Below are 21,282 nucleotides of genomic sequence, written 5' to 3' on the forward strand. Positions count from 1 at the left end.
CAAATGATCGTGCAGCCAGCACTTACAGCCGAATGCTTGTCACTGTCGTTCAGGAATGGCCTGCGGCTGTTCTCTTCCGACAGCACCACGGTGCTACATGACGTGTCCTTCTCTGTGGCGCGCGGGGAAACCTTTGGGGTCGTCGGAGGTAACGGTGCTGGTAAGAGCACGCTACTGAGGGTGCTCGCTGGCATCTACCAGCCTACTAGTGGCCGTCTTAGCAAGTCTGTTTCGAGCGTTTCCCTGCTCAATCTGCAACTTGGTTTTGATGAGAACCTCGATGCACGCGACAATATCGTCTTGAGCGGCATGCTGATGGGGCTGAGCCGCAAGCGCATGCGAGAAATTTCCGACGAGGTTGTCGATTACGCAGAGCTCGACGCCTCCGCTTCGGTGCCGGTGCGCAGCTATTCCACAGGCATGAAGGCGCGCTTGGGCTTCGCTATTTCCAAGTTTTCGCGCCCCGACGTGATTCTTCTGGACGAGGTGCTCAGCGTCGGAGATGGCCATTTCCGCGAGAAGGCCGAATCCACCATGCGGGAAATGATGGCAGGCAACCAAACCGTCGTATTCGTCTCGCATGACTCGGGTCGAGTCAGAGAACTTTGTAGCCGTGTGTGCTGGCTCAAGGAAGGTCGAGTTCAGATGCTCGGCCCGGCCGGCGAAGTTATGGATGCATACGACAAATATATACTGCGTAAGTGAAGGAAAAACAGATGCTCAACATAGTAGTTCCAATGGCCGGCGCTGGCAGCCGATTCGCAGTCGCGGGATACAAGGACCCGAAGCCGCTTATTCTTGTGCACTCGGTTCCGATGATCAAGGTCGTCATCGACAACCTTACTCCGGACTGCGAGCACCGCTTTATTTTTATCTGCCAAGCTGCGCACGTCGAAGCCTACGGCCTGAGAGATAAGCTGCAGGCGTGGGCCCCAGGTTGCGTCATCCTCGAGTTGAACGGTCTAACTGAGGGTGCAGCCTGCACGGTCTATGCCGCAAAGGAACTGATCGCCACCGATGACCCTGTGATGATCGCTAACAGCGACCAGTATGTTGATGTTGACATTAACGGCTACCTGAGAACCATGCAGGCGCGGGATGCTGACGGACTGATTATGACCATGAAAGCGGACGATCCTAAGTGGTCCTTTGTTGGTTTCTCCGATGATGGCCGTATCAATCGTGTGATCGAGAAGGAAGTGATTTCTGACGAAGCCACCGTGGGGATATACAACTTCCGTAGCGGTCGCCAGTTGATCGCCGCAATCGAGTCGATGTTCGACAAGGGCTTGCGCGTTAATGGTGAGTTCTACGTCGCACCGGCCTACAATGAGCTGATTGCGGACGATGCACTGATCATCCACCACAGCATCGGTTCGGAGGGCGCGGGCATGTATGGACTAGGTATCCCTGCAGATCTCGACCTTTTCCTCAGCTTGCCGGTCAGTCATAGCGCCACTATAGGACGTTGATCCATCATGCAGATCATCAGTCATCGCGGCTACTGGCTTGAGATGTCCGAACGTAACCAGAGGATCGCTTTCGAGCGCTCCTTCGAGTTGGGCTTTGGAACCGAAACGGATGTCCGTGACGTGTCCGGCCGCTTAGTCATTTCTCATGATATGCCTGACGGCAGCGAGATGTTGCTGGACGACCTGCTGGCGATAATGGCCGGCCGCAACCTCCCCCTGGCTATAAACATCAAGGCTGATGGTCTGTGCGCCCCGCTTAAGGCGATGTTCGAGGGCCATGGCCACAGCAACTGGTTCGTCTTCGACATGGCCGTTCCGGACATGCGTGGCTACTTGGCCAGCAAAGTATGTACCTATACCCGTCTGAGCGAAGTGGAGCCAACTCCCGCCTGGCTGAATGAGGCGGACGGCATCTGGCTGGATAGCTTTGGTCCCGAATGGTACTCATCCACCCAGTTGGCCGACTTGCTGGCTCAGGGCAAGCAGATATGTGTGGTGTCATCGGAACTGCATGGTCGTGATCACCTGCCGCTATGGCGCCTTCTAGGTGAGTTTAAAGGGGCCGAGAATCTGACGTTGTGTACCGATTTGCCCGAAGCCGGCCGATCTTTTTTCAAGGAATGACCTCATGATTAAAGCAGTAATTTTCGATATGGATGGAGTGTTAATCGAAGCCAAGGATTGGCATTATGAGGCTCTAAACAAGGCACTTAACCTGTTTGGTTACACCATCAGCCGACACGATCATCTGACTACTTACGACGGCCTGCCGACTTCGCGCAAGCTTGGCATGCTCAGCGTCGAGCTCGATCTGCCGGTCGAGTTGCACAGCTTCATCAACGAGATGAAGCAGGTGTACACGATGGAAATCGTCTACGGGCTTTGTAAGCCGACCTTCGTCCACCAGTACGCCCTCTCGGCGCTGAAAAAGCAGGGCTACAAACTCGCGGTGGCCTCAAATTCCATCCGCAATACTGTCGGAATGATGATGGAGAAAGCTCGTCTAGACCAGTATCTAGACCTGAAATTATCCAATGAGGACGTAGAAAACCCCAAGCCAGCGCCGGATATATATACCCTTGCCATCCGTTCCTTCGGCCTTTCGCCTGAGGAGTGTCTTATTGTTGAAGATAATGAGAACGGCATCCGTGCAGCCAGAGCTTCGGGCGCGCACGTACTGGTCGTGGAGAATGTCGAGGACGTGAACCTAGAAAATATCACGAACCGAATCCAAGAAATCAACGGCCAGAATTGCCGGCAGGAGGCCTGAGTATGCGCAAGTTGAACATCGTACTGCTCGCTAGTGGTGAAGGTGTATCGGCTGAGGCCGAGAGCAACTATCCGGATTATCTATATGAGCATGATGGCATTCCGCTGATCCAGAATCTGGTCGAGAAGTGCCTGGAATTGGAGCCAGAACGCATCGTTTGTATGCTGCCAAAGGCCGATGTGGCCAAGTATCACCTACGCAACATGCTGCACCAGATGTCCCCAACGACCAACGTTCATGTGGTGCATTCGATGACCATGGGTGCTGCCTGCACTGCACTTCTGGCGGCGGAAAGTATCGATAACGATGACGAGTTGCTGATTCTAAACTGCAACGAACTGTTGGATTGCTCGCTGCGAGATATCGTCGGGGGTTTTCGTGATGGACAGTGCGATGCCGGCGTGGTGGTTTTCAAGTCGCTGCACCCACGTTACTCGTTTGTGCGTAAAAACGCAGAAGGCTGCGTCGTCGAGGCCGCAGAGAAAAACCCGATCAGCAACCATGCTGTGGCCGGGTTGTACTGGTTCGACAAGGGTGCCGTGTTCGTCGAGGCAGTGAAGGAAATGATCCGCAAGGACGTCAAGACTAACGACGCGTTCTACATTGCCCCGGCGCTTAACGAACTGGTACTGCAGCACAAGAAGATCGGCACCTATCGTGTTGATCCGAGCCAATACCATCCCCTGAAAAATTCCCGCCAGCTCCAGGCCTTTGAAAACGTAGGTGTTCGATGAACTCCGCCAACCTGAAAGACATGGTCAAGGGCTGGTTTGTCGGTGGATTTACGCCCACCGCGTTCAGCACGCAAGCCTGCGAAGTCGCAGTAAAGCCTTACACAGCTGGTGATGCCGAGGCCGCTCATTACCACAAGATTGCTACTGAAATTACGCTGGTACTGTCCGGAGAGGTCGAGATGTGCGGCAAGACCTGGGGTGCCGGTGAGATCGTGGTGCTCGAACCAGGCGACGTAACTGCCTTCAAAGCGATATCAGATGCAGTGACCGTTGTGGTCAAGGTCCCCGGCGCTCTGAACGACAAGTATTTCGTAGAAGCATGAAGACTATACAGTTCCAGCATGACAAGAAACTCGGCTACCTTGCTCCCAAACAATTGCGTGCAATTCCGTCCGATCTGAGCTTTCCATCGAATTGCCAGCATGTTTTCTCTTTTCGTCAGTTCGAAAACGGCCGGCCTGATGTCACCGTCAAGAAGCTGCATGCCGCTAAGCGGCCTTTGGATATCTACGGAGCTGGCTCGTATTGCTTCTATGGCGTACAAAGCGATTCGCCGCTGAATCCGCTGCTGCTTTGGGATGCGGTGCATTTCCTAGAGGCAGGCCAGAGCCTGACGCTCATCGAAGACGCGCCTGTAGAAAGTTACTTGGATCGTGACTACTTCAAGGGTGCACTCACCTGTACCGAGCGCAGCGCCACCCGCGTCACCTACCAGAAGACCGCCAAGTTGCCGGCGGAGGCCGACGATGACTTGGACAGTTGGACCTTCGGCATTCCGGTAGGGCCAGAGGACGCCACGATCCTTAACGCTGTGGTCAAGCGTATTCTGGAGCTGGATATCCCTAATAAGGAAATCCTCTTGTGCGGAAGGCCGGGGGAAAATTTCCGTTATTTCAACCAGGTACGCATCGTCGGTGAGGATATCACCGCACCGCCGGTACAGATCTGCAAGAAGAAGAATCGCCTGGCCCAAGAAGCGCGCTATAACAACCTGGTCATCCTGCATGACCGGGTGTTTCTGCCGAGCCACTTCGGCGAGATGGTCCGCCGATTCGGGCCGCGCTATCCTTTGATGACGCTGCAGAGCATGTTCTTTGACAATCGCGCCTGCCTGTACCCGCGCCGTTACTCCGACCTAGGCATGTCGGTGAACGAGATGGGCAGTGGCATCAAGGGCCTACACCGTACCAGTCAGGCAGCCGTGACGGTTGCGCCGTCGACCTTCACCGAGCTCGAACGCTCGGGTTTCTGCTTCGCCAGCCCGATTCGCTACAACAAAGACATCTCCTATCCAACCGGTAGCCTATATATCTGCCGCAAGGAGGTGTGGAATCGCTGCCCCCTCGACGAGTCCCTTTTATGGGTCGAGTACGAAGATATCGAGCACGGAATCCGCAGCTCCAAGCAGGGTGTTCCAACCCGGGTCAATCCGCATGGCATCACTCAGACAGTGACCTCGCGGGCAGTGCTTGGTGGTAGCGCTTATATCGAGACGGCGAACGGTGCGATCAAGTCCGCCTCACCCAACTATCTGTCCCTTCTGCCGAAGAAGCCCTTGCTGCGCATGAGTCCGGCAGCAGCGCTGAACAGGCTCCAGCAGTTCGCCAGCAAGTACGTCTCGGATGAAACCGCCACGGCGATCCCCACCGGTATAAAGGACATCAGCGCACGACATTGGGTTCGGCTTATCAGTACGTTGATACAGCATGCCTCGCTCCCAAATGACCTGGCCTCGGTCCGGCAGTTCATCACCGATTTCGAGAAACTGGTGCTGCTGGATCAATTGCCGGATGGTCTGCGCGCCGAGTACGAACAAAGGTTCCTGAAAAACCCGGCAGATGCCAAGCGCAATTTTATCGTCGACTGCTGGCCGATTCGCAGCATGATAAGGCAGAGAACAGTGCAGACTTGGTTCTTCGATAGTCCTCTGGAGTATTTCCACGGCAGAGTCCTGTCGCTGCCCGGAGTTCTGATTTCGGCACTACGTCTGTACCAGAACAACGGTAATTTTTTCTACTTTACCAGCCTGAAAGAGTGCGTGCGCGCCATATACAACTCGACACCCTTTGACTCCTACGCGAAGGCCAGCCAGTGAACGTATTCGTAGTCGCCCGTGATGCTGAGCCGTTTGGTGCCGAAAGTCTCGTGCAGAGTCTGAACGCCATTCAGACTGAGGATGCGCTTAGAAACAGTATCATTGCCGTGGACAGCCTATACAACCTCCCTGCGGATAGGTCGAGTGATCCCGTTTCCCTCAAGGGCTTCCGGCTAGATGACTTCGTCCATGAGAGGGGCGGCGTCGTCGACGGCAAGGTAGTGCTTGCAACCAACCGTATTGCCGAACAACTCGGTGCCCTTGCGCACGAATGGTTAGTGATCGACTTCGGACAGCATGAGTTCTACACCTGCGAGGATTTCGTAAAAAAGCTGGCGACCTGCCTCTTTATGTTTCCGCCGGCTCGTCAATTGAAGCTAGCTTTTGTGATTCCCCGGGTACAGCTGCCATTGTACCTGCGCACCTGCAATACAGCGTTTAACGTGCTGCCGGAAGGGAGAAGTTTTTCCTCCACTTCGGCGCAGACCAACATGCTTTTTCTGTCCGTGGTAGCGGAGAAGGGTTATTCGAGCTTTTATCCCATCATCTGGCCGATCTCCAAGCTTAGGGAAATACTGCGTTTCTTCTACAATCGCATTATCCGCGCCAAGATATGAGTGACTGAAATAGGGGATACCGTTTCGGTATTTTACTTCTGGGATAGCTATGAATAAAAAACTCTCTTGGCTCAATGTGACGGGTTGCCCGCGTAGCGGCACTACGGCATTGGGTTCTGCCTTGAATAAGAGTCAGAACATTGCCGTTCTGCACGAACACTACACTAGGAATTTCTTTGACCCGATAGAATTGCTATTCAGAAATCAGGATTTTCACAGTTCGTTAGGTAATAGCCACCTCTACGAAGACTCGATCATTACTCGTGAGCGTGACCATATCCCGATCATCGAGTCGATTTTCTCCATTGTGTTCAAGAAATCCCCGTCGATCATCGGAACGAAGTTCCCAGGTCTGCAGCGCTGGGAAAAGGCTGTGTATCCGGCTGGTATGGATGTTCGTGAAATTAATATCATCAGAAACCCGATCAGCGTGGTGAACTCCTATACGGTTAAGGATGACGGTACCTTGTCGGAGGATCCGGAGCGAGCATTCTGTGATTGGCTTCACTCGTTCAACTACGCCGTCAGTGAGCATGCGCATGCGAGCTTCCTGTGGCTTCTCTATGAGGACTTCAGGCAGAGCGAAAATAGCCTGATAGCACAGCGGATCGCCGATTTTCTTCAGATCGAAGCGGACTTTGACCTGGCCGATATCAGCGCGAGCGAGCGACTACCGGCGCCGAAGTTCCTCGATGCGCCCTCAGGGCAGAAAACCTTCGATGCTATTAACCGACTCTTCGATATCACTGATTGGAGAAATGATGCTGCAGCGAAAATCAACGCAGCCCACCTGATCGGCTATCCCTTGGCGCATGGCGAGTGCATTGATCTGACTACCGAGGGGAATGGCTGGAAGTACATTTATGATGGCTTCTATGCCCCAGAAGCAGACGGTTCGTGGACTCGCGGTGAAGTCGCCACGATTTGCTTCACCCCAGAGACGACTTTCAGTGGGCGGCTTCATACCACTCTGGAGATTTCGTGGGGGCTGACCATTCAGGGAGTAGGAACCAGCTTCAGCCTGTATCTGGATGATCGGTTGATCGGCAAGACCTCGCTCAAACTCGGCAAATCGAACGGTGGAAACAACTTGGTCATTTTTGATACGCCGGATGCCCAGCAGCAATCAGCATCGATCACGCTGCGAATTGTCATCGATAATCCAAGAAACCCTGCCACCTTGGGTATCTCGGCGGATAACCGAGAGCTGGGACTCATGATTCGATCCATTGCCTTTGAGACATGAGTGTCGGTTAGCTGGAACGAGGTACTGGCGGTGAAATCGATATAAGCAGTGTAAAATTTCAGCTAAGCAAGGCAAAAAGATAGATATGTCGATACAGCTAAACAGCCACGTACGCTGGCACGAGCACCGAGTAACCTCGCAGATGCGCGCGGCATCGATGAGTCAGAAAGGTCTATGCGTCTGGTTTACCGGGCTGTCGGGCGCAGGAAAGTCGACTTTGGCCAATGCTTTGGAAATTGAACTTCACAGGGCAGGCAAAAAAACCTATCTGCTGGACGGTGATAACGTTCGGCACGGCCTGTGTGGTGATCTTGGCATGTCCGAAGTCGATCGGACGGAGAATGTTCGCCGTGCTGGAGAAGTAGCGAAGCTGATGGTGGATGCTGGCCTGATTGTACTGTGCGCCTTTATTTCTCCCTATCAGCGCGATCGAGAGCGTGTACGTGCGCTGTTCGAGTCGGAGCAGTTTGTCGAAGTGTATGTGTCCACACCGCTCAAGGCGTGTGAGACGCGAGATACGAAGGGGCTGTATAGCAAGGCTCGTCAAGGCTTGCTCTGCGGCCTTACGGGCGTGGACTCCCCATACGAGCAGCCCGTAGCGCCGGAAATAAGCGTCGATACCTGCAGTGTGCCTCTGGCCGACGCAGTCCAGCGCTTGTTGGATTTCTGCGAGAACCTCGACTCATGACGGCCAAGCTCTATTCACGGGATATCTCGGTGGTAATTCAGGGGCCGGTATTCGAGGGCGCTGTGAATATCGCGGAACTGGCCATCGAGTCGGTACGCCGGTGGTTGCCTGGTACCCAGATTATCCTCTCCACTCATGATGACTTGCCTAAGCTCACGTTCGCAGATGTCACGCTGGTCATGGTCGTACCAACGCACCATTACGTGGACGTCAATGGTAGCCAGAATAACGTCAACAAGCTGATCTCCTCGATGGCAAGCGGACTTGAGCGGGCAACCCGGAAGTACAGCATCAAGCTCAGAACCGACCATGTTCTGGTCAATGGCTCGCTGCTTGACCGAGTCGCCTCGCTCGCTAATGACGCGGCGCCGGCTGAGCTGTTCAGTCGCAGGATCGGTGTGTCCAACCTGTTCCTGCGCAATCCCTGCAAGGTACCCTATCTGTTCCACCTGCCCGATACGCTCCAGTACGGTCGTACCGAGGATATGCGCAAGCTCTGGGGTATCGGACTGCTGCCCGAAGACTTCGTTTACCTGCAGAACGGTCCGCGTACCAATCCCTTCGGCACTTTTCAGGGCTTTACCTCGTTCTGCCTGTTGCCCGAACAGGCAATATTTCTGCGTTTTGCACAGAAGAGCGGTCTTTCGCTCGACCTCGAGCATATCTCGCACACTACCTTCAAATTGTTCAGCGCCTGGGAAGATCTGCTGCTGGACAACTTCGAGGTCTATGACTGGCAGAGCCTCGGCGTGATGCCGCCTGCACGATTTCTCAGTCGCCCATACGTCCCCGAGTCAATTCTCACTGAGAGCGACGTGAACAACATGAGGTCGCATCGGTCGCCACGACATAGGGCGTTGCGCTATGCGCATTTATTGCTGAACAAGTATGTGTTGTGTTGGTTTCGCCATCGCTGGCTGGTTTCGGTAGCCTCGCTGCTGCTGTTCTCCTTCTCTCCGAAGACAGCTATCGCCGCGCGAGACCTTTATAGACACCTCACGGGCGCATGGCGAGCCTGAGTCCGCACAGCAAGAGCTGTGCAATCAATTTATTCGAAAGTATCACTAGGAGCATCGTTTAATGAACAAACTGTTCGTCATTGGCGCCGTATTGTTGACCCTCGGTGGTTGTGAAAAGGCCGCCGCACCCGCTCCCCAGGCCGTTACCAAACAGAAGCCAGCCGAGGTGCCGCGGGATAGCGGGCAATACCTGCGCTTTATTCGGCTACCTAGCGGTGAGACACGACTACAACTCGTTCGTGTCGTCGGCCAGGTTCAGATGGTTACTAGCGGCTACCCAGGTTTCTCAGTTGAGCCAGGTCAGTTTCCGGAAGTCAACCCATTGACGGTAGGGATCAAGGACTGCGGCCTGATCACCTTCACCAAGTCTGTGGACAATCCCAAGGCCATGACCGCGGTTCGTACCGAAATTAACGATTACAACGACCAGTGTCCGATCCAGAAAATCGACGGACTGTGGATTCAACTTTCGGTCGACGCTTGATGTCCCTGAGAGTATTTTTCTCGTGAGAGTTTTGCACTTCTATAAGACCTTCGGGCTGGAGCAGTACGGGGGGGTCGAGATGTTCATCCGGCATCTGACTCACGCGACGGCCGCTCTGGGCTGCGAGAACACAGTGCTCTCCCTAGCGGATGAGCCTCAGCCGCCGATAGACACTCCCAGCTATCGACTGGTCCAGACTCGGCAGAATCTGCATGTTGCCTCGACCGGGTTCTCCTTGTCGGCGTTTGCGGATTTCGCGCATCTGGTGAAAAAAGCTGATGTCATCCACTACCACTTCCCTTGGCCCTTCATGGATATTGTTCATCTGCTAAAAGGGGTCGGTAAGCCAAGCGTGGTGACCTATCACTCCGACATCGTGCGCCAGAAGGTGCTGCTACAGATGTATCGTCCACTGATGCATGCTTTCCTTGGGCGGGTCGACGCCATCGCGGCGACCAGCCCGAATTACCTAGAAAGCTCGACGGTGCTGCACCGCTACAGAGACAAAGCCCTATCGATTCCCATCGGACTGGACGAATCCCTCTATCCCGCTCCGGATCCCGAAGTTGTGGAGAACCTGCGGCGACTCTATGGTGAGCGATTTTTTTTATTCGTTGGCGTGCTGCGCTACTACAAGGGATTGCACTTTCTCCTGGATGCGATGAAAGATGCTCCATGGCCCCTGCTCATCGTTGGTGCCGGCCCCATGGAACAGGAGCTGATGCTGATGGCTGCCCGGAACGGGCTGGATAATGTGCATTTCATCGGGCAGGTCCACGAGCAGGATAAGATCAACTTATTGGAAGCCTGCTACGCCGTGATATTCCCCTCGCACCTACGTTCTGAAGCTTTTGGCATTGGTTTATTAGAAGGGGCAATGCTGGGGAAACCGCTGATTTGCAGTGAGATCGGTACAGGTACGAGCTACATCAACCAGAACGGTCACACTGGTATCGTGGTGCCGCCAGCCGATGCCAGAGCACTGCGAAGCGCCATGCAGACATTGTGGGATGACGATGAGTTAGCGCAACGCTTTGGTCAGGCCGCCCGCCTCCGCTACCTAGAACTATTCACCGCCAAGCGCATGGGGCTTGCGTACTCTGAGTTGTACAGTAGGGTCCTTACCCGATAATCGACCAGAAAGGTTCGTCACATTGCTACTCATATAGTGGGTTTTATTTTCCTGGCCGACTTTAACTCGCTCTGCACATTGGGATAACAGTTCTGCGCTGGACTATCTTGGGGCGCAGCATGCCCTCTAGCGCAGCTAAGTCAGTTGTTGCTTAACTCCTAAGTTTTGCGGCAGTCGCTGCGCCTGCCTAGACATGCGCGCTCTAGGTGTGGCAAAAGTCGTCGTTATCGGCTGATAATTTGCGACGATTTTTGCAACGTAATGGGTGACAGTATGAGTGACGTGGATGCGATGAAATCAATCGCCACCAGCCCCAGGATCGGCTACTGCCGCGTCTCCACCGAGGGGCAAAACCTGGAGAATCAGCGGGCCGTCCTGAAAGCTCATGGCTGCATACGAATCTTTGAAGAAAAGGTCTCCGGGGCCAAGCGTGAGCGCATCGAGCTGGATGCCCTACTCAGTCACCTGCGCCATGGCGACACGGTTGTCGTCACCCGGCTGGATCGACTGGCGCGCAACACCCGCGACTTACTGGATATAGCGGAGCGGCTGCGCGAGCTGGGGGCCGGTCTGCTTTCACTGGCTGAGCCGTGGGCGGATACCAGCAGCCCGGCGGGCAAGATGATCTTGACCGTCATGGCGGGCATTGCTGACTTTGAGCGTTCGTTGATCCTGGAGCGTACCGCTACAGGCCGAAAGGCCGCCCAGGCACGCGGGGTCAAGTTCGGGCGCACACGTGCGCTGACCGATGCGCAGTTGAATGCGGCAAAGTTGATGCTTCAGCAGCCCAGTGCGACCGTTACAGCTGTGGCCAAGGCTTTCAAGGTGAACCGCAGCACCTTGTATCGGGCGATGGCTGAAGCCAATTTGTCTTAAAACGGAAGGATTCCGGCTGTGCCGCTTACTTTGGTTAGCGCATTCATCCGTGTAATTTCAGGCTGCGCGCACGGCATGCACTTGAATGTCGACGCCTAGTTTTGAGCGTATGACAGCGAAGATGGCGGCAAGGTTGTCCATGCTTGGATTTCCGCTAACGGACAGCATGCGGTGCAAGCTCTTGCTAGGTTTTGCGGTTTCTTTGGCTAGCCCCTCAAAGCCAACGGTAGCGTTAACCAAGTCGCGCAGGATCACTCGTGCGGTTTCTGGCTCGCCATTGAGAAATAGGGTGGCTGCTTCGTCGAGCAATGCCTGGGCAAATATAGGGTCGCGCTGCGCACGCTGGGTCACGGTATTTTTGAAGCTGCGGGTGAGAGCCATGTTGGTTACCTCGGTCGCTTTGCCGCAATTTTGCGGCTTTTGTACTCGGCTAGTAGAGCCTTTGCATGCTTGATGTCGGTTTTTTGGCTAGCTTTGGTGCCGCCGCCAAACAGGATGATTAGGCGTTTACCCTCCTGCATAAGATAGAGGCGGTAACCTGGCCCCCAGTCGATGCGGTATTCACCAAGGCCATCGAACCACTTTATGTTGGATGTGTTGCCCATCTCCATCCTAATGATGGCAGTGGAAACCTTGGCTGCTGCCTGGGCGTCAAGAGTCGTAAACCAGCGCTCAAATAGGCTGACGCCACCGACGCTCAAGTACTCTTCAACGGTAATAGTCATTGGTTAATGGTAACTAATAGGTTACTGATTGGCAACATTGTGCCCTGTGCGTCAATGCTTAGGCTTGTGCGTAGCCGATTGGTTTATTGCTGGATGCAATCCAGCAGCTAGAGTGCTATTTTTGCAATCTATACAGATAGCAGCTACCTTGCTGCAATCTTGCTGCAATCTTTTTTCTGTTCGGAGAGGCTATGGCTACCGTTGTTGCGCTGGTTAGTCAAAAGGGTGGAGTTGGGAAATCAACACTGTCGCGCGCGCTCGCTAGAGAGGCTGCTGCGGGAGGCTTGAGGGTGAAGGTGGCTGATCTCGATACACAGCAGGGCACCTCGGTGGACTGGCACAGGATGCGGCTGAGCGCAGGGATTGAGCCGGTCGTATCGGTGGAAGCATTTGCTACTGCAGCACAGGCGCTTGCCGTTGCAGATGGATTCGACTTGCTGATTATTGATGGGCCGGCGCGAACCAGCCAAGCAACGCTTGAAATCGCCCGCTCGGCCAGTCTCGTTGTACAGCCTACAGGTGCTTCGCTGGATGATCTGCGCCCGGCAGTGCGTGAGTTTCACGCTCTGGTGAAGGCTGGTATTCCGGCAGAACGTTTGGCGTTTGCACTGAACCGTATCGGTACTGATGCTGAAGAAGTCGAAGCACGCGGGTATTTAAAAGATGCGGGTTATAGCGTGTTGGATGGGTGCTTATTCGAGCGCCCAGCTTATAGGCAGGCACAAAACGCGGGGCACTCTGTTACAGAGACACGTTATGCGCGGTTAAACGAGCGAGCCGATGTGCTGTTGCAATCGCTAATAGATCGAGTGGTGGGATAACGATGGCGAACCTATCCAAACTTAAAAACAAGCTAGGTACACCACCATCACTTGATGAGGCCAGCCCAAATCTCAATGCTCCAGAGCTAGCTCCTGTAGCGCTGCCGGAGCAACAGGAGGTTAAGGTTCGACGTGATGGACGAAGCGCCCGGCGGACAAATCGGACTATGCCTTTCGCAACTCGTATAAGTCCTGAGTTTGACGAGCGTCTGCGCGATATAGCTGAGCGTGACGGGTTGTTGCTGGTCGAAGTATTGGAGCGAGCCTTAGATGCGTATGAGGCAAATGGTATAAAAAGATAGCTGCAATCTAGCAGCAAGATTGCAGCTATCTTTAATATTGCTTTAAAAAATCTAGCAGCATGCTTTTATTAAAACTGGCTGCGCGGGTCGCCGCTCGGTTGCTATCGGCATGCGTATGGGGCGGGCGTGAAGAGGCTCGATGCAATTGAAGGCGATTCCAGATGAGGGGACGATTTTGCTGTCAGTGGATGAGATGAAGCACGCTTTAGAAAAACAGCTTGCCGATCTGCTGGGAGTTATCGCTAGTTACGACGAAAAAATCGCGAATCTTGAAGCGATCCAAGTTCGTTACCAGCGAATCATTGATGTTTCACCTGACAGCGCGAGTGCGGCACAAGAAATTCTTGAACTACAGGGTGACATCGACGCGTTGGCCGTCAGCAGAAATCATCACGCTATTGAGCGACAGGCCCTTCGCGAGCAAATTAAAGCGCTGAGCACACCATCGACTATTGATGTTGAGCCTACGAGTGGTGGCCCCCTACTGGCGAAGATCGAAGCGATGCGGCGGCGGGCAGCAAGTCGTTCGATGACGCCTGATTTGTTTGGCGATCTTCAGCCTGATCCGAGCCTAGGGTGTGCGCCTGCCGACGTGGCAAAGGTCGAAGATGATAAGAGTGAGAAGCGCGAGCGTCCCAAGTTGTTGCCTGCTCGCTATACGAACCAAGACTTTTTCGTTGCGGACATTTTGGATTATTCGCTCAAGGATGATCACGCAACGATGGAAGCCCCGGTGTTTTCGCTTAAAACACAGAAGGATCTGACTCCTTGGGAGTGGACGAGCAAGGACGGTACAAAGCACATCGAGGTGTCACCCTCGGTCAAGTACGGTAGAGCCACTCAGCACGACAAAGATGTGCTGATCTTCGTCACATCGCAGATGACGGAAGCGTTGAACCGCGAGCGCCCTGATGCGCAAAGCCGGGCCGTGCGATTTACGGTGCATAACTACCTAGTCGCAACCAATAAGCCAACGGGCGGTGTCGAGTATCAGCGTTTTGAGCGGGCGCTCGATAGGCTCAAGGGTACAACGATCAAAACAGACATTAGAACCGGCGAAAAGCGTGTAAAGGAAGCATTCGGGATTCTAGATTCATGGACGATTGTTGAGCGATCACCTGGGGATGAACGCATGATTGCCGTGGAAGTCACCATGTCCAAGTGGCTCTATAACGCAATTCATGCACATGAAGTGCTGACCATCCACGGTGACTATTTCAGGCTGCGCAAGCCCCTAGAACGACGCTTGTATGAGCTAGCCAGGAAGCATTGCGGTAGGCAAGCAAGCTGGAAAATTGGTTTGGAGCTGTTGCGTGAGAAATGCGGGGCACAAAGCCATATTCGAGCCTTCCGTAACCAGGTTCAGGAAATCATCGACGCCGATACGCTGCCTGAGTATCGAATGGTTTACAGCCGCGAAGCCGACCAAGTCGCGTTCCATGCGAGGAGCCTGCAAGGGCTCATTGGCTCCAGCGCGATCAAGACCCCATAGCGCCTTTCTGGCGTAGATTCGTTATATCGCTGACAGGTTGAGAGCCTGTGGATTAGCTCGTTATATCGCTGACGATAATCATGGGGAAGCTCGTTATATCGCTGACGCATCGACTCGTTATATCGCTGACAGCGATTCAAAAAAAAACCTTTCGTATCAAATGCTTATGATGAAAATGCAATGGCGTAACGCGCGCGCGCGGTTTTTAACTTTATAAATCTTTAACAGAACACTGCCCAAAAGCTCCTACCCTCCGGCCGCTTCGCGTCCTACGCCCCGAAGCTTCGCTCCGGCCTCGATGATGACTGCCCGCAAGCGGTCAGGCTCTTCCCAAGCGCGTTCCGCGCTCCCGGCACGACTATCCGATATCCCTCACGACCTTATGGGCACGGGTTTGCGGTAAAAGTCAAAATCAACCGCTGAATGCCTGGCCTACGGCCAGAAACTGTTTCCTAGTCGTGGCGCGACTGTCCACTCTGAATTTCAATATTTGCGGGGGCATGCCTTACGCGAAAGCGAGTAATCAGCGTGCGTGGCGGCTGAACGTTTGCCGTTCGGCTCAAATAGCCCAGTGGCGCGAAGTCCGGCCGGGATTTTGATCAGCCTGTGTGCGCGGTGCCTAAATTAGGCGATTAAGCGCCTTACTGGGTCACTCAGCGCGTTTTCTCTAGTAAAACAGGCGGGCCATGCTTTTTTGGCTTAATCGCGCTCTGGCGGCCTCTACGGGGCTGCGCTGATACTTAATTCTGTTTTTCAGCGCTGTAGCGATCAGCCATGACGGCCAGTTCTTTGTTGCGCTGCTGATAGGTGCTGACGACGCGTTGATAGGTTTCTACATCAGCGTCTAATGACCGGTATTACCCAGGGTGAACACCTCGTCATCGAGGGCTTCCCATTCTGCGATCAGGGTTGTATCGGGTTGAGCTTTTTGGTTCTCCTGGTCAAGCAAGTAGGTCAGTTTAGAGGTGATGGCTGAGAAGGTATCCTCGGCTGTTTCCATCAGCGTGACGCATTGCCAATGGCTCATCCCTAATGCTGCCGCTCCTGGTATCAGTTCACTCATGGCCGGCGCTCGCGTTCGGTGAGTAGGGCATCTCCTGCACGCTTCCATTCGGTACGGCGTGAATCATCGCCTGGAACCTTCGCCAGTCCGAGTAACGCACCGAGCAGTTCGCCCCGGTCGGTCAGCGGCTTGCCTGTGTGCTTATCGACCAAGCCTGCTAACGATAAAAGCCCGGCCACTTGGTACAACTCGTGGTCACGTGCTTTGCGTTCGCTGGCTTTTTCGGCGTTCACAATACGAGCGGCATCGGCGCGTGCTTTTTGGGCGCGGTCGGCTGCTTTTTCTGCCCGAATTAATGCAGCCAGCTTGGGGGCATCCTCTTTGCTTAGCTCTGGCTTATCGGCAATCAGAATGAGCAGGCGTTGTTGTTCGCTGGGTGCTTTAAGGCCGCGTAGATAAGCGAGTCGAGTGGTGAGCCATTCGTCGTGCATGATGCTTCCATGTGTGATTTAAGTATCCTCAGCATAGCGCGAATTTTTAAGGTTTTGCATATCTCGCCGTTTCCTTCTAATTTTAGAAGGCGCGCTTAGTTGTTTCTTTTATTTACGCTCCGCTACAATAAAAGAAACGCGCTGTCTGCCGACGGCAGAAACAAAATCAACGTCAAAAACAGAGCGCACCTAATGGCCATCGCACGACTCAGCATAAAGGTAGGTAAGGCCGGCAAAGCCGGTCCTCACTCTTCCTATATTGCGCGCGAAGGTCAGTACGCCAAATACCTAGAACGTGGCGAAAAACTAGAAGCCACCGAGGCTGGCAACATGCCCGCCTGGGCGCAGGTCAGCGCGCAAGCATTTTGGAACGCTGCCGATGCCCATGAACGCGTGAATGGCACCACCTATCGCGAGATGGAAATCGCCCTGCCGCGCGAATTGTCAGCCGAACAGCGGTTGGCTCTGGTGCGCGATTTTGTGCAACAAGAGCTTGGCGAGCGGCATGCCTATCAGTGGGCGATTCATTCGCCTACTGCTGCCGATGGCGGCGAGCAGCCGCACGTTCATTTGATGTTTTCTGAACGACAGTGCGACGGTATTGAGCGCGACCCTGAGCAGTATTTTAAGCGTTACAACGCCAAGGTTCCTGAGAACGGAGGGGCGCGTAAAGGCTATGGCCCGCATGCTGGGCAGACGCTCACTGCCGTCGAGCGGCGTGCCGATCTAGTGGCCCTGCGCGGGCGCTGGGAGGTGATGGCTAATCAGCACCTAGAGCAGGGTGGTTTTGCCGAACGAATCGACATGCGCAGCCATGCTGAGCGCGGTACGGATTTGGTGCCGGAAGCCAAGCAGCTACCGAGTCAGTGGCGCGCAGAAGGGCGCTCGAACGTGCTGGAGTGGCGGGCCGCTCGTGTTGAGCAACGGGAGGCGGCCGATGCCGTGCGCCAGGTGCTGCCGAATGTCAGTGCGGAAATCATCAGCATCGAGGATGCCAGGCAGCGCCGCGCGCAGGTCAATGCGCAGGTCGTTGAAGGGGTTGTCGCCTTCCGTCAAGGCTATCAGGCATACAAAGAGCAGCAGGCTGCCACCGAGGCAGCTCGCCTGCGCGTACAAATCGAGCAGGAACAGCAACGTGAGCAGGCGCGCCAGGCCGCAGCGGTTGAGCGAGCAGCAGCGGAGAAAATTCGGCAAGAGCAAGTTGTACGCACGTTGCCACCCAAGTCGAAGGACTACGACGGCCCCGGCTTTGGTTAGTTCTGATGCCCTAATGAGGATGAGTGATGAATCAGCAAGACCTACAGCTATACGGCCTAATTGATGCTGCGCAGGAACAGCAAAGGGTTGTTGCAGCCATGGTGGCGGCGCTAGAGATACAGCAAGGCGAGCTGGCCCGCACGGTGGCGAAAGCTAATGGGGCTGTCACCGACATGGGTAATGCTGGTGTGGCAGCGGCCAGGCTGATTGAGGCAGCTGCTGATGCCGCCACCAGTCGTGGCGTAACTACAGCACTGGAGGGGGTGTCGGCCACGGCGGTGCAGTCGTTATCGAAGGCCGCCAAGCCTATTTGGCAGCGCTTCGATCAAGTGGCCGGTGATGCCGAGGCTGCCGAACGGGTTTTGCGTGGGGCTATGGCCTGGTTCACCTGGCGCTGGGCGGCAGTGTGCGCTGTGATCGCAGGGGCCACGTTACTGACGATGTGGATGCTAGCGATGTTCTTGATGCCAAGTTGGAGCGAGATACAGGCGTTACGCTCGGAGCGCGCCGAGTTACAGACAAATATTGAGGCACTGGCGAAGCGAGGGGGCAGGATCAACACTGCTGACTGCGGCGGGCGGCTGTGCGTTCAAGTGAGTCGCGATCAGGGCAAGGGTACGTGGCACACCACTGACGGTAAAAACACGCCGTTGATCATTGTGGACGGTTATTGAGACCTTATGTGTTTGAGGGGTCCTCAATCATTTGGCAACGGATTTTGCGTTTCCTGCTCGCATTCAGGTCGGCAGAGTTGGCTGCGCTGACAGTCCACTACACCCGCCTGCGTCAGGCTAGTTGTTGCCTCAGTTTATTTATCAGAACAATAGATCGGGAGTGTCAACGGTCAAAGATAGCTGAGATGTTGAGTTATTTACCTGATGGTAAAGCTGTCCTACTGAACGATTTTTTTATCGTCGCTGGCTAAAGCGCGTAATATGCGCGCCAATCTTAGGTCTGGGTGGCGTGTCTTAGAACAGGCTGTGATGGTCTTAATGGCTCGCGATCCAGTTCGTCGCGTTCGTTAGTCATCGTCCACAGCGCGCCACTGTCAGGCTCAACAGGGGCTCCTAGGTCGCTAGCAAATAGACTTGGGCCACCTGGCAGTTTGACCACAAGGAAGAGAGATGGATTGTTATGGAAGTGTTATGGGCATTGTCTTCCATTCGGAAGACAATGCAGCCTCGGCTATATCTAAGCGTCCATCAGCGCGGACACTAATTCCTACTATCCTCGGCGGCGGCGCCGGTTCTCGACTTTGGCCGATCTCACGCGAGATGCATCCCAAGCCGTTTATCCGTCTGGCAGATGGCCAAAGTTTGTTGCAGAAGGCCTTTCTACGTGGCGCGCATCTGCCGAATGTTGCCGAGGTTCTGACCGTCACGAGTCGTGAGCTTTTCTTCAAAACAGAAGACGAGTTTCGTGAAGTGAATGAAACGAGTGTTGCCACCTCGTTCATTCTGGAACCCATGGGTCGAAATACCGCAGCCGCCATTGCAGCAGCAACATTGCAAGTGGCCAGCAACCATGGTGAGCACGCCATCATGCTGGTGCTGGCAGCCGACCATTTGATTGCCGACCAAATGGCCTTTGCGGAGGCTGTTAGCCGCGCCTGCACACTGGCGGAAAGTGGCAAGTTGGTAACCTTCGGTATTCAGCCTGACGCACCTGAAACGGGCTACGGCTATATAGAGGCTGAAGGGAATAGAGTCATCCAGTTTGTTGAAAAACCCTCGCTAGACAAAGCCCAGCAGTACCTGGCAGCGGGTAATTTCTATTGGAACTCGGGCATGTTCTGTTTTGCGGTCAAAACAATGTTGCAAGCCATGCAGTTGCACTGCCCGGAAATTCTAGTAGCCACCCAAGCCTGCATGGCTCAGTCACGCACAGCCAAGGGCAATGGTTTCGTCCAAATTGAACTCGATCCAAAAGGATTTGCTGCGATTCAAGAAAGCTCTATCGACTACGCGGTTATGGAGAAATCAGATCAAGTAGCGGTTGTTCCGTGCAGCATCGGCTGGAGTGATATTGGTTCTTGGACGGCGCTTGGTGAGCTTACTAGCCCAGATGCGAACGGCAACAGAATAGACGGCGATGTCTCGCTGCACGGGACGCGCAACTGCATCATTCAGAGTAGCGGTCGCCTTATCGGGACTGCGGGTATCAACGACCTGATCATCATTGACACCCCCGACGCATTGCTGGTGGCAGACAAATCCTGTGCGCAGGATGTGAAGCATATTTATGCTGAACTCAAAAACAAGGGGCATGAAGCGCATAAAATTCACCGCACTGCACATCGCCCCTGGGGAACTTACACCGTCCTAGAGGAAGGCAATGGCTTCAAAATAAAACGAATCGAAGTTAAGCCAGGTGCCAGCCTAAGCCTACAAATGCACCATCATCGTAGCGAGCATTGGATTGTAGTTAATGGTATGGCAAAGGTCGTTAATGGTGAGCGGGAACTGTATTTAAGAATGAATGAGTCGACATATATTCCAGCTGGCCATAAGCATCGACTTGAGAATCCAGGATTGATTAGTTTGGTAATGATAGAAGTTCAAAGTGGTGATTATTTAGGCGAGGACGACATTGTTAGATTTTAATTTTTTAGTGGTTAGTTAATTTATATATTTGGAATTTAGTTGTGTATACTTTTTTGGAGTTGGAATGAGTGGTATTTGGTTGTCAGTGAAAATTTCGCTGGAGAGAGCTCGGCTCGGCCTGAAGTCAGAGTCGACTAGGACCCGGTTAGGTTTTGCTTGGTGGATACTTGAGCCGTTGATTCTGCTCGTTATTTATTACACTGTCTTTGGCCATCTGCTGCGCATCCAAGTAGAGAACTTCGCCGTATTTTTGATTATTGGTGTGACGTTCTGGACTTGGTTTAACAAGAGCGTAATGAATTGCACTGATGCAATTTACGAGAAAAAACATATTCTTGAGCACTGCAAGATTGATCCGCTAATTTTCCCTTTGACATCGATTATTAAAGACCTAGTTAAAGAGTCCCTAGTGATACTTCTCTTACTGGCTGTCCTGTGTGTGATCGGTTTCACTCCGAGTTGGTTGTGGCTGTACTTGCCGTTGATCGCGCTGGTTCAACTGATTGTTACTGCGGGCGTTGGTGTGTTCGTTGCGGGATTGATTCCATTTATGCCAGACCTCCGGATTCTAGTTTCATCTTCTCTGCAGTTTCTGATGTTTGCTTCCGGCGTGTTCTATGCCAAGGACAACATCCCCACTGAGTTCCGCTTTCTGCTGGATGTCAATCCGGTGGCCGCACTGATATCCATGTATCGCGACGTACTTATGTACGGGCGCCCCCCGATGGTGCCTGAGCTTTTGGCCCTGCTTGGCGGAGCGCTTGTATTGTTCGTATTGGCCGTGCTGTTTCTGGCGCATAACAAGAACTTATATGCCATGGAGCTGAACAAATGATCGTGCAGCCAGCACTTACAGCCGAATGCTTGTCACTGTCGTTCAGGAATGGCCTGCGGCTGTTCTCTTCCGACAGCACCACGGTGCTACATGACGTGTCCTTCTCTGTGGCGCGCGGGG

General features: G+C 53.9%; 24 protein-coding genes. 20 read left to right on the top strand and 4 right to left on the bottom strand.

Features of this window, described 5'->3' with window-relative positions:
* From MF4836_RS34350 to MF4836_RS34415, 14 genes are all read left to right on the top strand, one after another.
* The coding region (locus tag MF4836_RS34350) for an ABC transporter ATP-binding protein (RefSeq protein ID WP_238596261.1) at positions 1–705 on the top strand (705 nt) is incomplete at its 5' end.
* A gap of 11 nt (positions 706–716) precedes the next feature.
* Positions 717–1,472 (top strand): glycosyltransferase family 2 protein, encoded by a 756-nt coding sequence (locus MF4836_RS34355; protein WP_078474119.1) that lies wholly within the window; start codon positions 717–719, stop codon positions 1,470–1,472.
* A 6-nt stretch (positions 1,473–1,478) separates the two neighbouring features.
* Entirely contained in the window at positions 1,479–2,096 is a 618-nt protein-coding gene (locus MF4836_RS34360; RefSeq protein WP_078474120.1) for a phosphodiesterase, read from the top strand.
* A gap of 4 nt (positions 2,097–2,100) precedes the next feature.
* Positions 2,101–2,742 (top strand): HAD family hydrolase, encoded by a 642-nt coding sequence (locus MF4836_RS34365; RefSeq protein WP_078474121.1) that lies wholly within the window; start codon positions 2,101–2,103, stop codon positions 2,740–2,742.
* 2 nt (positions 2,743–2,744) lie between these two features.
* Entirely contained in the window at positions 2,745–3,476 is a 732-nt protein-coding gene (locus MF4836_RS34370) for a glycosyltransferase family 2 protein (protein ID WP_078474122.1), read from the top strand.
* Entirely contained in the window at positions 3,473–3,799 is a 327-nt protein-coding gene (locus MF4836_RS34375) for a hypothetical protein (protein ID WP_078474123.1), read from the top strand. Before MF4836_RS34370 ends, MF4836_RS34375 begins: the two co-directional genes overlap by 4 nt.
* Positions 3,796–5,571, top strand: coding sequence for a hypothetical protein (locus MF4836_RS34380; RefSeq protein WP_078474124.1), 1,776 nt, complete (start codon positions 3,796–3,798; stop codon positions 5,569–5,571). Before MF4836_RS34375 ends, MF4836_RS34380 begins: the two co-directional genes overlap by 4 nt.
* Complete coding sequence (locus tag MF4836_RS34385; protein WP_078474125.1) at positions 5,568–6,188, top strand: hypothetical protein; 621 nt, start codon at positions 5,568–5,570, stop codon at positions 6,186–6,188. The genes MF4836_RS34380 and MF4836_RS34385 overlap by 4 nt, the downstream gene beginning before the upstream one ends.
* A gap of 49 nt (positions 6,189–6,237) precedes the next feature.
* On the top strand, positions 6,238–7,434 hold the full coding sequence (locus tag MF4836_RS34390; RefSeq protein WP_153050306.1) for a hypothetical protein: 1,197 nt from the start codon (positions 6,238–6,240) through the stop codon (positions 7,432–7,434).
* Positions 7,435–7,519: 85 nt separating this feature from the next.
* Positions 7,520–8,122 (top strand): adenylyl-sulfate kinase, encoded by a 603-nt coding sequence (gene cysC, locus MF4836_RS34395; RefSeq protein WP_078474127.1) that lies wholly within the window; start codon positions 7,520–7,522, stop codon positions 8,120–8,122.
* Positions 8,119–9,141, top strand: a complete 1,023-nt coding sequence (locus MF4836_RS34400) for a WavE lipopolysaccharide synthesis family protein (RefSeq protein ID WP_078474128.1) — start codon at positions 8,119–8,121, stop codon at positions 9,139–9,141. Before cysC ends, MF4836_RS34400 begins: the two co-directional genes overlap by 4 nt.
* Before the next feature lie 61 nt (positions 9,142–9,202).
* Positions 9,203–9,625 carry a hypothetical protein gene (locus tag MF4836_RS34405; protein ID WP_078474129.1) on the top strand — a complete coding sequence of 141 codons (423 nt, stop codon included), beginning with the start codon at positions 9,203–9,205 and terminating at the stop codon, positions 9,623–9,625.
* Positions 9,626–9,647: 22 nt separating this feature from the next.
* A complete protein-coding gene (locus tag MF4836_RS34410) occupies positions 9,648–10,757 on the top strand; it encodes a glycosyltransferase (RefSeq protein ID WP_078474130.1) in 1,110 nt (369 codons plus the stop codon).
* A gap of 273 nt (positions 10,758–11,030) precedes the next feature.
* On the top strand, positions 11,031–11,633 hold the full coding sequence (locus MF4836_RS34415) for a recombinase family protein (protein WP_238596262.1): 603 nt from the start codon (positions 11,031–11,033) through the stop codon (positions 11,631–11,633).
* 57 nt (positions 11,634–11,690) lie between these two features.
* Here MF4836_RS34415 and MF4836_RS34420 read toward each other — a convergent pair whose 3' ends face one another.
* Positions 11,691–12,014 carry a helix-turn-helix domain-containing transcriptional regulator gene (locus tag MF4836_RS34420; RefSeq protein ID WP_078474131.1) on the bottom strand — a complete coding sequence of 108 codons (324 nt, stop codon included), beginning with the start codon at positions 12,012–12,014 and terminating at the stop codon, positions 11,691–11,693.
* A 5-nt stretch (positions 12,015–12,019) separates the two neighbouring features.
* Entirely contained in the window at positions 12,020–12,358 is a 339-nt protein-coding gene (locus tag MF4836_RS34425) for a type II toxin-antitoxin system RelE/ParE family toxin (RefSeq protein ID WP_078474132.1), read from the bottom strand.
* Positions 12,359–12,549: 191 nt separating this feature from the next.
* Here MF4836_RS34425 and MF4836_RS34430 point away from each other — a divergent pair, with 191 nt between their 5' ends.
* Positions 12,550–13,179, top strand: coding sequence for a ParA family protein (locus MF4836_RS34430; RefSeq protein WP_078474133.1), 630 nt, complete (start codon positions 12,550–12,552; stop codon positions 13,177–13,179).
* Positions 13,180–13,620: 441 nt separating this feature from the next.
* Positions 13,621–14,973 carry a replication initiator protein A gene (locus tag MF4836_RS34440; RefSeq protein ID WP_202971975.1) on the top strand — a complete coding sequence of 451 codons (1,353 nt, stop codon included), beginning with the start codon at positions 13,621–13,623 and terminating at the stop codon, positions 14,971–14,973.
* Positions 14,974–15,817: 844 nt separating this feature from the next.
* Here MF4836_RS34440 and MF4836_RS34445 read toward each other — a convergent pair.
* Positions 15,818–16,036, bottom strand: coding sequence for a hypothetical protein (locus tag MF4836_RS34445; RefSeq protein ID WP_153050307.1), 219 nt, complete (start codon positions 16,034–16,036; stop codon positions 15,818–15,820).
* Positions 16,033–16,467, bottom strand: a complete 435-nt coding sequence (traD, locus tag MF4836_RS34450; RefSeq protein WP_078474136.1) for a conjugal transfer protein TraD — start codon at positions 16,465–16,467, stop codon at positions 16,033–16,035. The genes MF4836_RS34445 and traD overlap by 4 nt, the downstream gene beginning before the upstream one ends.
* A gap of 99 nt (positions 16,468–16,566) precedes the next feature.
* On the opposite strand from traD, the gene MF4836_RS34455 reads away from it, so the two are divergent.
* From MF4836_RS34455 to MF4836_RS34470, 4 genes are all read left to right on the top strand, one after another.
* Entirely contained in the window at positions 16,567–17,724 is a 1,158-nt protein-coding gene (locus tag MF4836_RS34455) for a MobA/MobL family protein (RefSeq protein WP_202971976.1), read from the top strand.
* 26 nt (positions 17,725–17,750) lie between these two features.
* Entirely contained in the window at positions 17,751–18,398 is a 648-nt protein-coding gene (locus MF4836_RS34460) for a hypothetical protein (RefSeq protein WP_078474138.1), read from the top strand.
* Between the two features lie 471 nt (positions 18,399–18,869).
* Positions 18,870–20,327, top strand: a complete 1,458-nt coding sequence (locus tag MF4836_RS34465) for a mannose-1-phosphate guanylyltransferase/mannose-6-phosphate isomerase (RefSeq protein ID WP_078474139.1) — start codon at positions 18,870–18,872, stop codon at positions 20,325–20,327.
* Positions 20,328–20,391: 64 nt separating this feature from the next.
* Positions 20,392–21,162 carry an ABC transporter permease gene (locus tag MF4836_RS34470; RefSeq protein WP_078474140.1) on the top strand — a complete coding sequence of 257 codons (771 nt, stop codon included), beginning with the start codon at positions 20,392–20,394 and terminating at the stop codon, positions 21,160–21,162.
* The last annotated feature ends 120 nt before the right edge of the window (positions 21,163–21,282 follow it).

Source organism: Pseudomonas sp. MF4836 (genome assembly GCF_002018875.1).
Taxonomy (GTDB): Bacteria; Pseudomonadota; Gammaproteobacteria; order Pseudomonadales; family Pseudomonadaceae; genus Aquipseudomonas.

Excerpts from the sequence above, each read along its gene's own strand:
- MF4836_RS34355 (WP_078474119.1), top strand. The coding sequence starts at position 717 with ATGCTCAACATAGTAGTTCCAATGGCCGGCGCTGGCAGCCGATTCGCA.
- MF4836_RS34360 (WP_078474120.1), top strand. The coding sequence starts at position 1,479 with ATGCAGATCATCAGTCATCGCGGCTACTGGCTTGAGATGTCCGAACGT.
- MF4836_RS34365 (WP_078474121.1), top strand. The coding sequence starts at position 2,101 with ATGATTAAAGCAGTAATTTTCGATATGGATGGAGTGTTAATCGAAGCC.
- MF4836_RS34370 (WP_078474122.1), top strand. The coding sequence starts at position 2,745 with ATGCGCAAGTTGAACATCGTACTGCTCGCTAGTGGTGAAGGTGTATCG.
- MF4836_RS34375 (WP_078474123.1), top strand. The coding sequence starts at position 3,473 with ATGAACTCCGCCAACCTGAAAGACATGGTCAAGGGCTGGTTTGTCGGT.
- MF4836_RS34380 (WP_078474124.1), top strand. The coding sequence starts at position 3,796 with ATGAAGACTATACAGTTCCAGCATGACAAGAAACTCGGCTACCTTGCT.
- MF4836_RS34390 (WP_153050306.1), top strand. The coding sequence starts at position 6,238 with ATGAATAAAAAACTCTCTTGGCTCAATGTGACGGGTTGCCCGCGTAGC.
- cysC (WP_078474127.1), top strand. The coding sequence starts at position 7,520 with ATGTCGATACAGCTAAACAGCCACGTACGCTGGCACGAGCACCGAGTA.
- MF4836_RS34400 (WP_078474128.1), top strand. The coding sequence starts at position 8,119 with ATGACGGCCAAGCTCTATTCACGGGATATCTCGGTGGTAATTCAGGGG.
- MF4836_RS34405 (WP_078474129.1), top strand. The coding sequence starts at position 9,203 with ATGAACAAACTGTTCGTCATTGGCGCCGTATTGTTGACCCTCGGTGGT.
- MF4836_RS34415 (WP_238596262.1), top strand. The coding sequence starts at position 11,031 with ATGAGTGACGTGGATGCGATGAAATCAATCGCCACCAGCCCCAGGATC.
- MF4836_RS34420 (WP_078474131.1), bottom strand. The coding sequence starts at position 12,014 with ATGGCTCTCACCCGCAGCTTCAAAAATACCGTGACCCAGCGTGCGCAG.
- MF4836_RS34425 (WP_078474132.1), bottom strand. The coding sequence starts at position 12,358 with ATGACTATTACCGTTGAAGAGTACTTGAGCGTCGGTGGCGTCAGCCTA.
- MF4836_RS34430 (WP_078474133.1), top strand. The coding sequence starts at position 12,550 with ATGGCTACCGTTGTTGCGCTGGTTAGTCAAAAGGGTGGAGTTGGGAAA.
- MF4836_RS34440 (WP_202971975.1), top strand. The coding sequence starts at position 13,621 with ATGCAATTGAAGGCGATTCCAGATGAGGGGACGATTTTGCTGTCAGTG.
- MF4836_RS34445 (WP_153050307.1), bottom strand. The coding sequence starts at position 16,036 with ATGAGTGAACTGATACCAGGAGCGGCAGCATTAGGGATGAGCCATTGG.
- traD (WP_078474136.1), bottom strand. The coding sequence starts at position 16,467 with ATGCACGACGAATGGCTCACCACTCGACTCGCTTATCTACGCGGCCTT.
- MF4836_RS34460 (WP_078474138.1), top strand. The coding sequence starts at position 17,751 with ATGAATCAGCAAGACCTACAGCTATACGGCCTAATTGATGCTGCGCAG.
- MF4836_RS34465 (WP_078474139.1), top strand. The coding sequence starts at position 18,870 with ATGGGCATTGTCTTCCATTCGGAAGACAATGCAGCCTCGGCTATATCT.
- MF4836_RS34470 (WP_078474140.1), top strand. The coding sequence starts at position 20,392 with ATGAGTGGTATTTGGTTGTCAGTGAAAATTTCGCTGGAGAGAGCTCGG.